General features: G+C 70.8%; 13 protein-coding genes. 8 read left to right on the top strand and 5 right to left on the bottom strand.

Annotated elements, in window-relative coordinates; translation table 11 throughout:
- Positions 1-3: 3 nt before the first annotated feature.
- Positions 4-969, top strand: coding sequence for an alpha/beta hydrolase (locus AB0E94_RS43685; RefSeq protein ID WP_360339404.1), 966 nt, complete (start codon positions 4-6; stop codon positions 967-969).
- Here the strand turns inward: AB0E94_RS43685 and AB0E94_RS43680 are convergent.
- Together AB0E94_RS43680 and AB0E94_RS43675 are read right to left on the bottom strand one after the other, a co-directional pair.
- Positions 962-1,837: a CPBP family intramembrane glutamic endopeptidase gene (locus tag AB0E94_RS43680; RefSeq protein ID WP_360339401.1), complete on the bottom strand. Its 876-nt coding sequence runs from the start codon at positions 1,835-1,837 to the stop codon at positions 962-964. The two genes, AB0E94_RS43685 and AB0E94_RS43680, sit on opposite strands and share 8 nt — an antisense overlap.
- Entirely contained in the window at positions 1,834-2,382 is a 549-nt protein-coding gene (locus tag AB0E94_RS43675) for a PadR family transcriptional regulator (RefSeq protein ID WP_360339398.1), read from the bottom strand. Before AB0E94_RS43675 ends, AB0E94_RS43680 begins: the two co-directional genes overlap by 4 nt.
- A 112-nt stretch (positions 2,383-2,494) precedes the next feature.
- On the opposite strand from AB0E94_RS43675, the gene AB0E94_RS43670 reads away from it, so the two are divergent.
- Genes AB0E94_RS43670 through AB0E94_RS43655 form a run of 4 tightly spaced genes read left to right on the top strand, consistent with a single transcriptional unit; the run spans position 2,495 to position 5,967 of the window.
- The gene (locus AB0E94_RS43670) at positions 2,495-3,427 is read left to right on the top strand and encodes an ABC transporter ATP-binding protein (protein ID WP_360339395.1); all 933 of its coding nucleotides are present in this window, start codon (positions 2,495-2,497) and stop codon (positions 3,425-3,427) included.
- Complete coding sequence (locus AB0E94_RS43665; RefSeq protein WP_360339392.1) at positions 3,424-4,191, top strand: ABC transporter permease; 768 nt, start codon at positions 3,424-3,426, stop codon at positions 4,189-4,191. The genes AB0E94_RS43670 and AB0E94_RS43665 overlap by 4 nt, the downstream gene beginning before the upstream one ends.
- Before the next feature lie 26 nt (positions 4,192-4,217).
- The gene (locus AB0E94_RS43660) at positions 4,218-5,336 is read left to right on the top strand and encodes a histidine kinase (RefSeq protein WP_360339389.1); all 1,119 of its coding nucleotides are present in this window, start codon (positions 4,218-4,220) and stop codon (positions 5,334-5,336) included.
- 22 nt (positions 5,337-5,358) lie between these two features.
- Entirely contained in the window at positions 5,359-5,967 is a 609-nt protein-coding gene (locus tag AB0E94_RS43655) for a response regulator transcription factor (RefSeq protein WP_360339386.1), read from the top strand.
- A 28-nt stretch (positions 5,968-5,995) separates the two neighbouring features.
- Here the strand turns inward: AB0E94_RS43655 and AB0E94_RS43650 are convergent, their stop codons facing one another.
- Both AB0E94_RS43650 and AB0E94_RS43645 read right to left on the bottom strand, forming a co-directional pair.
- Entirely contained in the window at positions 5,996-6,622 is a 627-nt protein-coding gene (locus AB0E94_RS43650; RefSeq protein ID WP_360339383.1) for an isochorismatase family protein, read from the bottom strand.
- 84 nt (positions 6,623-6,706) lie between these two features.
- Complete coding sequence (locus AB0E94_RS43645; RefSeq protein WP_360339380.1) at positions 6,707-7,900, bottom strand: CoA transferase; 1,194 nt, start codon at positions 7,898-7,900, stop codon at positions 6,707-6,709.
- A 37-nt stretch (positions 7,901-7,937) separates the two neighbouring features.
- On the opposite strand from AB0E94_RS43645, the gene AB0E94_RS43640 reads away from it, so the two are divergent.
- Genes AB0E94_RS43640 through AB0E94_RS43630 form a run of 3 tightly spaced genes read left to right on the top strand, consistent with a single transcriptional unit; the run spans position 7,938 to position 11,249 of the window.
- Positions 7,938-8,864: a hydroxymethylglutaryl-CoA lyase gene (locus AB0E94_RS43640; RefSeq protein WP_360339377.1), complete on the top strand. Its 927-nt coding sequence runs from the start codon at positions 7,938-7,940 to the stop codon at positions 8,862-8,864.
- 25 nt (positions 8,865-8,889) lie between these two features.
- Positions 8,890-10,380, top strand: a complete 1,491-nt coding sequence (locus AB0E94_RS43635) for an AMP-binding protein (RefSeq protein WP_360339374.1) — start codon at positions 8,890-8,892, stop codon at positions 10,378-10,380.
- Positions 10,377-11,249 carry a DUF4437 domain-containing protein gene (locus AB0E94_RS43630; protein WP_360339371.1) on the top strand — a complete coding sequence of 291 codons (873 nt, stop codon included), beginning with the start codon at positions 10,377-10,379 and terminating at the stop codon, positions 11,247-11,249. The genes AB0E94_RS43635 and AB0E94_RS43630 overlap by 4 nt, the downstream gene beginning before the upstream one ends.
- Positions 11,250-11,356: 107 nt before the next feature.
- Here the strand turns inward: AB0E94_RS43630 and AB0E94_RS43625 are convergent, their stop codons facing one another.
- Positions 11,357-12,928, bottom strand: a complete 1,572-nt coding sequence (locus tag AB0E94_RS43625; protein ID WP_360339368.1) for a methyl-accepting chemotaxis protein — start codon at positions 12,926-12,928, stop codon at positions 11,357-11,359.
- Positions 12,929-12,988 lie beyond the last annotated feature (60 nt).

Raw genomic sequence — 12,988 nt, 5'->3', positions numbered from 1 at the left:
CCCGTGTCCCTGTCCCTGCGCCGCGTCGTCGCGGCGCTCGTGATGTCCACAGCAGTCCTCGCCGCCACCCCGGCCACCGCGCGGGCCGCGACCGCCGAGGTCGACGGCGACATCACCGTCCTGTGCGGCACGTCCACCTACACCCAGGACGCCGACTGGTTCTTCCCCGACACCACCAGCCCGAAGGCCCTGGTCTTCCTCCAGCACGGCTTCTCCCGGTCGAACAGCAACGTGGCCGCGCTGGCCCGCAAATACCAGGCCGCCGGGTTCCTGGTCTTCACCCCGACCCTGCCGTCCACCAACTCCAGTGGGTGCACGGTCAGCAACCAGGGCGACAACACCGCGTTCCTGAACAACGTGACCGCCTGGATCGGCGAGGCCGGCACCTCGACGAGGCAGCTCGCCACCAGCTACGCGGCGGCCGCTGCCACCGCGGGCCGGGCCGGCAGCACCCTGCCCGCCAAGTACGTGCTGGCCGGGCACTCGGCCGGCGGCGACGCGGTCACCTACATCGCGAACCGGCTGCGCACCACGTTCCCGGCCGCCTTCGCGAACCTGAAGTACCTCCAGCTGCTCGACCCGGTGAAGTCGCCGTCCGGCACCAACATGGCGGACGCGCTGACCGGGCTGGCCGGCACCTCGCTGCCGATCACCGCGATCTCGTCACCGCCGTACGCGTCCAACGGCCAGGCCAGCGGCACGGTGGAGCTGGTCAACCGGATCGACCGGCCGTTCCTCGGGGTGCGGCTGGTCACCGGCTCGCACTGTGACGCCGAGGGCGCCACCACCAACTGGCTCTGCACCCTGCTCGGCGGCACGTCGAAGGCGGCGAACGTCACCGCGCTGCAGACCTTCGCGATCAACTGGGCGCTGGACGCGGTGGCCGGCACGACCACCGCGACCTACTACCCGGGCGGCACCTACTACCAGGGGCTGCTCACCGGAAACGTGATCCAGACGCTCAGCTGACCTGCTCCAGAGGGGCCGGCGGCCGGACGGTCGCCGGCCCCTTCGCAAACACCAGCGCGCACCCCGCGGCGGCGGTCAGCACGATCAGCACGACCGAGCCGGCGACCGGCGAGAAGACCGCGTCGCTGTGCCCCTCGAAGGTCAGGTAGCCGCCGACCATCAGCGGCGTCGCGAGCGCGTTGCAGAAGCTGTGCATCAGCACCCCCGGCCAGATCGAGCCGGTCCGGGCCCGCATCTCGCCGTAGAGCACCGACGCCGCCATCGTCCCGGCCATCGTCAGCAGCAGGAACAGGGGCATCGGCAACGTCGTCACCAGCGCCATGTCGGCCGCCGACGTCCACACCAGATAGAGCGGCACGTGCCACAGCCCCCACACCGCGCCGGCCAGCAGATGCGGCACGAGCCGGCCGCGCAGGCCCATCGCCAGGGCGGTCCGGGTGCCGTAACCGCGGAACACCAGCTCCTCGATCGGATTCTTGATCAACTGGACGGCGAAGACCGCGGCGGCCGCGCCGAACAGACCGGTCCGGTCGGTCACCGTGACGTAGCCGGTTGCCACGCCCAGCCCGATCGAGATCGCGGTCACCAGCGGATAGAAGACCGCGGCGAAGGCGAACCAGCCGAGTCCGGCCCGCGGCGAAAGGCCGAGCGATCCACCACCGTCACGAGACAGAAAACGCAGCACGGGTACGGCCACCAGCGGCCCGAGCAGGAAGAACAACATGCCCGTCGTGCCACTGCCACTGCTGGTCGCCGTGCCGGTGGCGGTCTCGACGCCGGCCGCCCGGTCGACGGCGACACCGAGCCAGCCGGTCCCGGCGACGGTCAGGGCGAAGATGATGAAGTTGAGACGGGCGCGGCCGGTCATGACCGCGGCTCCTCGGGTGACATCGCGGCCAGGGACTCGTCGGCCCAGGCGATCGTGGCCCGGGAGTGGTGGATGCCGGCGCGGATGGTCACCTCGATGAACGGCCAGTCGGGGGTGTCGCCCTCCGCCGCGGACAACTGGGCGTGCAGTGCCTCGTACTCATGAAGGTTCTGAACGGCCCGGTCGCGCGCCGCCTGGAGCAACCCGCGGCATCGCTCGCGGCCCAGGGTGCGGCCGAAGAAGAGCCGCAGCAGCAGGCCGTCGCGTGGCGGAGTGTCCCGGATCGGCTCGGTGAGCAGCTCGATCAGCCGGGCGGTGCCGGAAGCGGTGATCTCGAAGACCGACGACCGTGCCCGGGGGCCCTCCCGGCGCCGGACGTGGCCCTCCTCCTCGAGGACCTGCAGCGTCGGGTAGATCTGGCCGAAGCTCTCGCTCCAGAAGTGCCCGAGCACGTCACGGATCGCCTCCCGCAGCGCATAGGCCGTCATCGGCTCGATGCTCAACCCGCCGAGCACCGCCATCTGGGTCTGACTCGACCGTGCCATCCAACCTCCTTGTATCTGCCAGATATTTCTAACAGATACAATGACGTTTGTCATGGGCGGAACGTGACGGACGGCGGGGGAGCCGGCACCTGTCGACGGCGACGATTTCGCTATGACGCTCACCGCTTCAAGCGATACCGCGGCCACCGGTACGGGGCAGCCGGCCGTGGATCTGGACGGCGTGGTCAAGAGATTCGGCACGGTCACCGCCGTGGACGGAATCGACCTGCGCATCCGCCCCGGAGAGGTGGTCGCCCTGCTCGGCCCGAACGGCGCCGGCAAGACGACGACGGTCGACATGCTGCTCGGGCTGTCCAGGCCGACCAGCGGAACCGCGAAGGTCTACGGGCTGCCGCCGCAGGACGCGGTCGCGCTCGGCCGGATCTCCGCGGTCATGCAGACAGGTGGACTGCTCAAGGACTACACCGTCGAGGAGACGGTACGGCTCACCGCCGTGCTCTTCGGCAAACCCCGCTCGGCGGTCGCCGCCGCGCTCGACCGGGCCGGGATCGCCGACATCGGCGGCCGGCTCGTCGGCAAGTGCTCCGGCGGCCAGCAGCAGCGGCTGCGCTTCGCGATGGCCCTGCTGCCCGACCCCGACCTGCTCATCCTCGACGAGCCGACGACAGGCATGGACGTCGGTGGGCGCCGCGAGTTCTGGGACGCCATCCGGGAGGACGCGGCCGGCGGGCGCACCATCATCTTCGCCACCCACTACCTGGAGGAGGCCGACGCGTACGCCGACCGCATCGTCCTCGTACGCCGCGGCAAGATCGTCGCCGACGGCACCGCGGCCGAGGTGAAAGCCCTCGCCGCCGGCCGCACCGTGCGCGCCACCATGGCCGGCGCCTCGCTCGTCGACTGGGCGCAGGTGCCCGGTGTCGAGTCGTCCGAGGTCCGCGGCGACACCGTCTACCTGTCCGGGCGCGACTCCGACGCGATCGCCCGGCACCTGCTCACCCGGACCGACGCCCGGGACCTGGAGATCACCTCCCGCAACCTCGAGGACGCGTTCCTCGCCCTCACCGCCGAGGACGCCGCATGACCGCCACCACCCTCCCCCGTCTCGGCGGATTCAGCCTCGGGATGATCGGCCTCGAACTGCGCCGGCTCCTGCGCAACAAGCGCACGGTCATCTTCACGCTCGTGCTGCCGGCCGCGTTCTTCCTGCTCTTCGGCACCAGCGCCGACTACCAGACCGAACGCGTCGGCGACGGCAACGTCACCGGATACGTGCTGGTCAGCATGGCCGTCTACGGCGCGATGCTGGCCACCACCTCGGGCGGCGCGATGGTGTCGATCGAACGGGCCGCCGGATGGAGCCGGCAGCTGCGGCTCACCCCGCTCAAACCCGCCGCGTACGTCGCCATCAAGATCGTCATCGCGATGGTGATCGGCGCCGTGTCGGTGGCCGTCGTCAACGTGGTCGGCGCGCTCGCCGGAGCGGACCTGCCGGCCGGCGCCTGGATCGGCTGCGCCCTGCTGTCCTGGGCGTGCGCGCTCGTCTTCGCCGCGTTCGGCCTGTTCATGGGCTACCTGCTGCCCAGCGAGAACGTGATGCAGATCCTCGGCCCGGTCCTCGCCATCCTGTCCTTCGCCGGCGGCCTGTTCGTCCCGGCCGACCAGCTCGGCAGCACCTTCGCCACGATCGCCAAGTTCACCCCGGTCTACGGCGTCGGCGAACTGGCCCGCTACCCGCTCACCCACAGCGGCGACGTGTGGCAGGCCGTCCTCAACGTCGCCATCTGGACCGCGGTCTTCTCCGCCGGCGCGATGTGGCGGTTCCGCCGCGACACCGCACGGGTCTGAACCCGGCCGCCGGTACGGTTCGGAACATGACACCGTCAGTACCCGGCCCGCCCGGCCGTGGTTTCCGCCACGGCTGGGTGTTCGCCGCGATCTGGCTGTTCTACCTCGGTGAGAACCTGAACGCCCTGCTCGGCAGCCGGCCCGGCACCTGGCGTGACATCGGCCTGGCCGCCCTGGCCCTGTTCGTGATCGCCTTCCTGACGCTCACCGCGGCGATCCGGGTCGCCACCCGCATCGAACCCGCCCGGCGGGCCGGCGCACGCATCTGGATCGGGCTGCTGGTCCTGCTCGGCCTGGCCGCCCTCCAGGTGCCCGCCGCCGGGCACCACACGCTGGTCTGCGGCGTCTACATCGCGGCCGCCGCGGTGATGGGGCTACCCCTCCGGCAGGGCATCCCGGTCGCGATCGGCCTCGCCGTCGCCGTCGAACTCGCCATCCGCCTCATCCCCGGCTGGGGCGCCGGCGGCCAGGGATACGCTCTCGCCGTCCTCTTCGCCGGGGCCGCCACCGGAGGCATCCGGGTCGCCTTCGACCGGCAGATCCGGCTGATCCACGCCCAGCAGGAGATCGCCGACCTCGCCGTCACCGGCGAACGGGCCCGCATCGCCGCCGAGCTCCACGACATCCTCGGCCACTCGCTCACCGTCGTCGCCGTCAAGGCCGAACTGGCCCAGCGCCTCCTCGACGTCGACCTCGACCGGGCCCGCAACGAACTCCGCGACCTGGAGTCCCTGGCCCGCGACGCTCTCGCCGACGTGCGGGCCACCGCCCTGAACGTCCGCGGCATCTCCCTGCCCGGCGAGATCGCCGCCGCGAAGGCCGCGCTGGCCGCCGCCGACGTCCGCGCCGACCTGCCGGGCGCCGCCGACGAGGTGCCGACCCGCAACCGGGAACTGTTCGCCTGGACCATCCGCGAGGCGGTCACCAACATCGTCCGCCACAGCCGGGCCCGGCACGTCACGGTCCTGCTCCGCCCGGACAGCGTCGAGATCATCGACGACGGTCAAGGTGCCGGGTCCGGTGCGGGTGCCGGCCAGGGCCTGGCCGGCCTGCGCAGGCGGGCCGATCAGGTGGGCGCCCGGCTCACCGCCGGGAGTCGTCCGGGAGAGCAGGGCTTTCGGGTACGAATGGAGGCACCCTCGTGATCAGGTTGCTGGAGGCCTTCTCGTGATCAGGCTGCTGCTCGCCGACGATCAGGCGCTGGTCCGTGGGGCGATGGCCGCCCTGCTCGATCTCGAACCCGACCTGACCGTCGTCGCCGAGGTCGGCCGCGGTGACGAGGTGGTCGACGCGGCCCGTGCGCACGCCGCCGACGTGGCCCTCCTGGACGTGCAGATGCCCGGCCTCGACGGCCTCGCTGCGGCCCGGCAGCTCACCGAGGCGCTGCCGCACTGCCGGGTGCTGATGGTGACGACGTTCGGCCGGGCCGGATACCTGCGTCAGGCGATGGCCGCCGGCGCCGGCGGTTTCGTCGTCAAGGACACCCCGGCCCGCCAGCTCGCCGACGCCGTCCGCCGCGTCCACCAGGGGCTCCGTGTCGTCGATCCGGCCCTGGCCGCCCAGAGCCTGGCCCACGGCGACTCGCCCCTGACCGAACGCGAAGCCGACGTCCTCCGCGCCGCCCGCGACGGGGGCACGGTCGCCGACATCTCCCGCGAGCTGCACCTCTCCGACGGCACCGTCCGCAACCACCTGTCCTCCGCGATCGGCAAGACCGGCGCCCGGACCCGAGCCGAAGCCGTCCGCCTGGCCTTCGACCACGGCTGGCTCCTCTGATCCCGGCACAGCGGCCACTCGATCCGGATCAGGGGGTCATGGCTTTCCGGGCCTCGGTCAACGGGATCACGTCGGCGTACTTGGCGTTCAGGTCGAAGAGGTTGTGGTCGTGGGGGCCGCCGTCCCGGTCGGCGCAGGCGTCGTGGACGACGATCGGGCGGAAACCGTGCTGCAGGGCGTCGAGGGCCGAGGCCCGGACGCAACCCGAGGTGGAGAAGCCGCCGATCACCACGGTGTCGATCGAGTGGGAGGCCAGCCAGGCGGCCAGGGAGGTGCCGGCGAAAGCGCTCGCGTAGTGCTTCACCACGATCTGCTCGCCCGGGGCCGGGGTCAGCGGCGGGGCGAAACCGCCCAGTGGGTTGCCGGCCGCGAAGACCTTCAAGGCGGGGACCTTCGCGGCGAACAGCGGGGCCTCGGAGCAGGACTCGTCGGCGAAACGGACCGTCGTCCACACGACCGGGATGCCGGCGGCCCGGGCGGCGCCGGCTAGTTCGGCCATGGTGTCGGCGGCGGCCTGGCCGGTCCGGAGGAACAGTGGTGAGCCCGGGTCGGTGTAGGCCAGCGCCGGGTCGATCAGCAGCACCGCGGGCCGGACTCCCCAGCCGAGCCGCCTGGCGAAACCGGCGCTCGTGTAGTCGTCGGCGAGATCAGCCATCAGTTCTCCTCGACCGGATCGGAGATGGTGAACGGCCGGGCCGTCCGCAGAAGGGCAGGGGTGATGCGGACGGCCCGGCCGGGCTCAGATGATTCCGCGGGACTCGAGGTCGGCCAGTTCGGCGGGGGAGAGGCCGAGCAGGCCCTGGTAGACCTCCTCGTTGTGCGAGCCGAGGGCCGGGCCCGCCCATTTGACCTCGCCGGGGGTGCCGGACAGTCGCGGGGCCACGTTCTGCATCGGGACCGGGCCCAGTTCCGGATGGTCGACGGTGATCACCGCCTCGCGGGCCTGCACGTGCGGGTCGGCGATGATGTCCTCGGCCGTGTAGATGCCGCCGGCCGGCACGCCCGCGTCGTGCAGCAGCGACAGCAGTTTCGAGGACGGGACGGTCCGGGTCCAGGCGGCGATGATGTCGTCGAGTTCGGCCTGGTGTTCGCCGCGGGCGCCGTGGGTGGCGTAGCGCGGGTCGGCCGGCAGGTCGGGACGTTCCATCACGTCGGCGAGGCGGCGGAAGACGGTGTCCTGGTTGGCGGCGATCAGCACGTCCGAGCCGTCGGCGGACGGGTAGACGTTGCTGGGCGCCACGTTCGGCAGGATCGGGCCGGTGCGCTCACGGCGGTAGCCGGCGATGCCCCACTCCGGGATCAGCGACTCCATCATGGCCAGCACCGCCTCGTAGATCGCCGAGTCGACGACCTGGCCACGGCCGGTGCGCTCGCGGGCGTGCAGGGCGGCCAGGGTGCCGAACGCGGCATACGTGGCGGCCAGCGAATCGCCGATGGAGATGCCGGAGCGGGACGGGGCGCGGTCGGCCTCGCCCGTCACGTACCGCAGACCACCCATGGCCTCGCCGATCGAGCCGAATCCGGCGCGCGGGGAATAGGGTCCGGTCTGTCCGTAACCGGTCACCCGTACCAGAATGAGCCTGGGATTGATCTTGGAAAGCTCCTCGTAGGAGAGCCCCCAGCGTTCCAGGGTGCCGGGCCGGAAGTTCTCCAGGAGGATGTCGGCCTGCTCGACCAGGCGGCGGACCAGGGCCTGGCCCTCCTCGGTGCGCAGGTTGCAGGTGACCGACTTCTTGTTGCGGGCCACCACCGGCCACCACAGGGACTGGCCGTGCGGTTTCTCCCGGCCCCACTGCCGCATCGGGTCGCCCTTGCCGGGGTCCTCCAGCTTGATCACTTCGGCTCCGAAATCGCCGAGGAGCTGCCCGCAGAACGGGCCGGCGAGCAGGGTTCCGGTTTCCAGGACGCGAATGTCAGACAGTGGCGCAGTCACCCCGCCACCCTATACTCGGGAAACGACGTTTCGCTAGATGGAACAAAGGGGTGTCGGCGTGGAGATCGTCGAGGTCGGGCCGCGGGACGGGCTGCAGAACGAGCAACGGGTGCTGCCCACGTCCGTCAAGGTCGACTACGTGTCGCGGGCCATCGCGGCCGGGTTGCGACGGATCGAGGTGACCGCTTTCGCCCATCCCGGCCGGGTGCCGCAGATGGCCGACGCCGAGGAGGTCCTGCGGTCCGTGCCGCGACCGCCTGACGTCCGATATATCGCGCTTGTGCTCAACGGGCGTGGACTCGACCGGGCTCTCGCGCTCGAGTCGAAGCGGCCTGACGAGATCAACTATGTAGTTGTCGCGAGTGATGAGTTTTCCCGGCGCAACCAGGGGGTGTCCACCATCGAGTCGCTGGCGGCGTTCCGCGGCGTCGCCGCCCGTGCCCGCGATGCCGGATTTTTCGTGACTCTGACGGTTGCGGCGGCGTTCGGATGTCCGTTCAGTGGCGCGATGTCGGCTTCCCGCGTGCGGGAGATCGTCGCCGACGCCGGCCCACTGGATGAGATCTGCCTGGCCGACACCATCGGCGTCGGTGTTCCGGGGCAGGTCGCCGAGCTGGCCGGCGAGGTCCGGTCGGTTGCCGCGGGCGTTCCGCTGCGCGCTCACTTCCACAACACCCGCAATACCGGGTACGCCAACGCGGTCGCGGCCGTGAGCGCCGGATTCGTCGCGCTCGACGCGAGTCTCGGCGGGATCGGCGGGTGCCCGTTCGCGCCGGCCGCCACCGGGAACATCGCCACCGAGGATCTCGCCTACCTGCTGAACAACTCGGCGCTGAAGACGGGCGTGGACGTGACGGCCGCGGCTGCCGTGGGCACGTGGATCGGCGGGCAGTTGGGTCTGGACACGGTTCCCGCGCAGTTGGGGCGCGCCGGAGACTTCACCCGCCAGGTCTTGCGCGACTAAAGGAAACGGTGTTTCCATTCAGCGTATGTTGCGGCCCGGTGGTGCTGATCTGACGATCGCTGGTGGTGTTCGCGAGTTCGGCCGGGCCACCCCGGACGTGGTGGCGGTGCGCGACGGCGACCGCGAGCTGAAGTACGGCGCGCTCGACGAGCGGTCGTCCCGGCTGGCATGCGCGCTGCTGTCGGCGGGCCTCGCCTACGGCGACCGGGTGGCCCTGCTCTGCGGCAACCGGATGGAGTACCCGGAGATCGCGGCCGGCATCGCCAAGGCCGGCCTGGTGCTGGTCCCGGTCAACCCGCGGCTCACCGCGCCTGAGGTCGAGTTCATCCTGGCGCACTCGGGGTCGCGGGCGCTGATCGTGGACCCGGCACTGACCGGTGCGATCCCGGCCGGGTTCCCGGGCCGGGCCGTGACGATCGGCCCCGAGTACGAGACGTGGCTCGACGGCGCACGGGCGGTGGACCCGTGGATCGCGGTCGACGAGCGGGACCCGTTCTGCATCGCCTACACGGCCGGGACCACGGGTGATCCGAAGGGCGTGCTGATCTCGCACCGCTCCCGGTCGCTGACCTTCTACGCGACAGCCCTCGAGTGGGGCATCGGCCCCGGCAGGCGGACCATCGCGGTCGCCCCGATGTACCACGGCGCCGGGTTCGCCTTCGCCTACGCGGCCGTCTACTGCGGAGCGACGGTCAGCATGCTGCGCTCGTTCCAGCCGGACGCGCTGCTCGACATGATCCGGCGGGACGGCGCGCAGTCGGTGTTCCTGGTCCCGACGCACGCGCAGCTGATCCGGCAGGCGTTCGACCGGGTGCCGTCGCTGCCCGGCCTGGACACCCTCTACTTCAACGCGGCCGCCCTGCCCAAGGTGCTCAAGGAGTGGGTGTTCGAGGCGTTCCCCGGGGTGGGCGTGCACGAGCTCTACGGCTCCACCGAGGCGGGCGTGATCAGCAACCTGCGGCCGCCGGACGCCCGGCGCAAGGCCGGCACCGTGGGCCACCCGTGGTTCGGCACCCAGGTCCGGGTGGTCGGCCCGGACGGCGAACCCGTCGGACCCGGTCAGCCGGGGGAGTTGTACAGCCGCTCGCCGTACCTGATGAACGGCTATCACGAGAACCCGGCCGCGACCGCCGCCTGCACCACCGCGGACGGCTTCCTGACCTCGGGCGACATCGTGATCCGGGACGACGAGGGGTTCCTCTCCATCGTCGACCGGGTCAAGGACGTGATCATCACCGGCGGTGTGAACGTCTACCCCCGCGACGTCGAGGAGGTGCTGCTCACCCACCCCGCGGTCGTCGAGTGCGCGGTCGTCGGCGAACCGGACGAGCAGTGGGGCGAACGGGTCGTCGCCTACTGGGTCGGCCGCGCTCCGGCGACCGCCGAGGTCCTCGAGTCCTACCTGCGCGAACGGCTGGCCGGATTCAAGGTCCCCAAGCGGTACCGCACCGTCCCGGCGCTGCCCCGCAACGCCGCCGGAAAGATCCTTAAACGCGAGCTGAGGAGTACGCCGTGAGGGCACACGTGGAGCTGATCCATGAGGACGACTACATCTTCCACGCCGGCGAGCTGCCGTACGGCGAGGGGAGGATCCTGGAGCGGCGGCTCTCCACCGACGAGGAGGACGGCTCGTCGTCGCTGTCCCTGCACGCCACCGCGGACTGGGGGCGCAGCGCCGGCATCGTGCACGCCGACACCGAGTTCTACGTGGTCGAGGGCTCCATGGTGTACGGCGGTCAGGAACTCGGCGCCGGCGGGTACGTGCAGGTGCCCAAGGGCACGGCGATGGACTGGCTCAAGATCCGTGAGGGATCCCGGGTGCTGCACTGGCGCGAGTACGGGGACTGCGGGTTCGACCCGTTCGTCTCCCTCAACGCGGCCTTTGCCAAGGCGGCGCCGGAGTCCACCGAGGGCGTGACCGTGATGGACGCCGAGAAGATGGAGTGGACCGAGGCGCAGTCGGCCGGGCCGCTCACCCCGCTCTACATCAAGCTGCTGCACCGGGACCCGAAGACCGGCTTCTACACCCGGCTGATCCGGGCGCCCAAGGGCTGGACCGACCACCGGCTCGCTCATCACCCGTGTTACGAGGAGTTCTACACGCTCGCCGGGAAGATGGCCTACAACTTCGGGGACATCGACGAGGGTACGTACTGCTTCCGGCCGGCCCGGGTCAAGCACGGGCACTTCGTCGCGGAGACCGAGATCGACTGGATCCTGCGGTCCGACGGCGAGCTGACCAACTGGTACACCACCGAGGAGTGGGTCAAGTTCGGTGGGCACGCGGAGAACTACGACGAGCACGACGGGCACGTCCACCCGATCCTGTCGTCGCTGCCGGTGCGCTCCCGGTCCCGCGGCGAGTGGTCCGGCGACGGCATGTGACGTACCGGGCCGGCCGGAACCACCGGATCAGCCCGGCGGTCGCGTTTCGGTCCGGGCCCGCGCGGACGTCGCGGTGTAGTCCGGGACTTGAGTAGCCGTACCGAAATCTATGTGTTGATCTTGAATCTCCCGACCACGTCGGTGAGGCTCGCGGCGAGGCCGGCCAGTTCGTCGGCGGCCTGGCGGGTGGAGGTGGCGCCGTTCGCGGTCTGTGCCGCGGTGGCCGCCACCTGCTCGATCGAGCGGTTGATCGAGTCCGCGCCGTGCGCCGCGTCGTCGAAGAGGCGGCTCAGCTCGTTGGTGGTGGCGGTCTGCTCCTCGACGGCGCCGGCGATGCTCGCCTGATACTGGTTGATCTCGTTGATCACGTCGGTGATCCGGCCGATCGCCTCGATCGCATGCGTGGTGTCGCCCTGGATCGCCTCGATGCGCTGGCCGATGTCCTCGGTCGCGCGGGCGGTGCTCTGGGCCAGGTCCTTGACCTCGCTCGCCACCACCGCGAAGCCCTTGCCCGACTCGCCCGCCCGGGCCGCCTCGATCGTCGCGTTCAGGGCCAGCAGGTTCGTCTGCTCGGCGATGCTGGTGATCAGCTTGATCACGTTGCCGATCTCGTCGGTCGAGGTGGACAGTTTGGACATCGCCGCGGTGGTCTCCTGGGCGGTCTCCACCGCGCCCTGCGCGATCTGCGCGACCTGGCTGGTGTTGCCGGCGATCTCCCGGATCGCCGCGGTCATCTGCTCGGCGCCCTGCGCGGCCTCCCGCACCCGGTCGTTGACCAGCATGCTCGACTCGGAGACAGTGCCGGCCTGCCCGGACGCCTGCTCCGAGGAGGAGTTGACGTCGCCGCTGATCGCGGTCAGCCGGACCGAGGCGTCGCTGAGCGAGCGCGCGTTGCCGGCGATGGTGCCGATCGCCTCGCGGATGTCGCCGACCGCCGCGTTCACCGCCTCGGACATCCGGCCGATCTCGTCGCGGCCGGTCACCGGCACGTGCACGGTGTAGTCGCGTTCGGCGACCCGGCGCAGCGCGGCCGCCGCGGCGGCGAGGGGGCGCAGGATGCCGCGCCCGATCCACCAGCCGAACCCGCCCAGTAGCAGCAGGCCCACGACCAGACTGAGGCCGACGATCCAGCGGACCTCGGTGACCAGCTTCTTCTGGTCGGCGTCGGCGCTCACGGCCTTGCCCTGGACCGACTCGATGACCGTGCCGAGTGCCTTGGAGAACGCGTCGTAGACGTTGTAGACCGTCTCGCCGCCCTTGTAGAGGTCCGCCTTGGTCGAGGTGGCGGTCAGCGACTTCTGCAACGCGGTCGACTGATCGGTGTAGGACGTCCACGACTCGTCCAGGTCGTCGATCGCGGCGTCGGCGTCGTCGAGGGGCATCGCCTGGAGTTCGCCCATCAGGGCGGTGCCCTGCTTGATGAACTCGGTGTTCCCGTCGAGGAAGACCTTGGTCTGGTCCGGGAACGCCAGGTTGGCGTTGACCATGCCGTTGATCCGGCCGGCCACGCTGTCGAGCCGGGCGAGGGTGAGGCTCGTGACGCGGAACCCGTCCTGGGCGGAGGAGCTCCCGGCGAGCCGGCTGATGCCGGACAGCGCGGTGGCGCCCAGTGCCGCCGCCAGCACCACGCTCACCAGGATCAGGCTGCTGATCTTCCAGCGCACCGACCAATTGCCCATACCGCCATGATCGGCCCATCGGTGAAATCACTGAGTCGCAGATTCAATCGTGGTTACTCG

It is taken from the genome of Actinoplanes sp. NPDC026670 (assembly GCF_040638175.1).
Classification (GTDB): Bacteria; Actinomycetota; Actinomycetes; order Mycobacteriales; family Micromonosporaceae; genus Actinoplanes.
This window is presented reverse-complemented; position numbering and strand designations above follow the sequence as displayed.

What these genes read in the sequence shown, in the direction of transcription:
- AB0E94_RS43680 (WP_360339401.1), bottom strand. Translation starts at nt 1,837, where the DNA reads ATGACCGGCCGCGCCCGTCTCAACTTCATCATCTTCGCCCTGACCGTC.
- AB0E94_RS43675 (WP_360339398.1), bottom strand. Translation starts at nt 2,382, where the DNA reads ATGGCACGGTCGAGTCAGACCCAGATGGCGGTGCTCGGCGGGTTGAGC.
- AB0E94_RS43670 (WP_360339395.1), top strand. Translation starts at nt 2,495, where the DNA reads ATGACGCTCACCGCTTCAAGCGATACCGCGGCCACCGGTACGGGGCAG.
- AB0E94_RS43665 (WP_360339392.1), top strand. Translation starts at nt 3,424, where the DNA reads ATGACCGCCACCACCCTCCCCCGTCTCGGCGGATTCAGCCTCGGGATG.
- AB0E94_RS43660 (WP_360339389.1), top strand. Translation starts at nt 4,218, where the DNA reads ATGACACCGTCAGTACCCGGCCCGCCCGGCCGTGGTTTCCGCCACGGC.
- AB0E94_RS43650 (WP_360339383.1), bottom strand. Translation starts at nt 6,622, where the DNA reads ATGGCTGATCTCGCCGACGACTACACGAGCGCCGGTTTCGCCAGGCGG.
- AB0E94_RS43640 (WP_360339377.1), top strand. Translation starts at nt 7,938, where the DNA reads ATGGAACAAAGGGGTGTCGGCGTGGAGATCGTCGAGGTCGGGCCGCGG.
- AB0E94_RS43635 (WP_360339374.1), top strand. Translation starts at nt 8,890, where the DNA reads ATGTTGCGGCCCGGTGGTGCTGATCTGACGATCGCTGGTGGTGTTCGC.
- AB0E94_RS43625 (WP_360339368.1), bottom strand. Translation starts at nt 12,928, where the DNA reads ATGGGCAATTGGTCGGTGCGCTGGAAGATCAGCAGCCTGATCCTGGTG.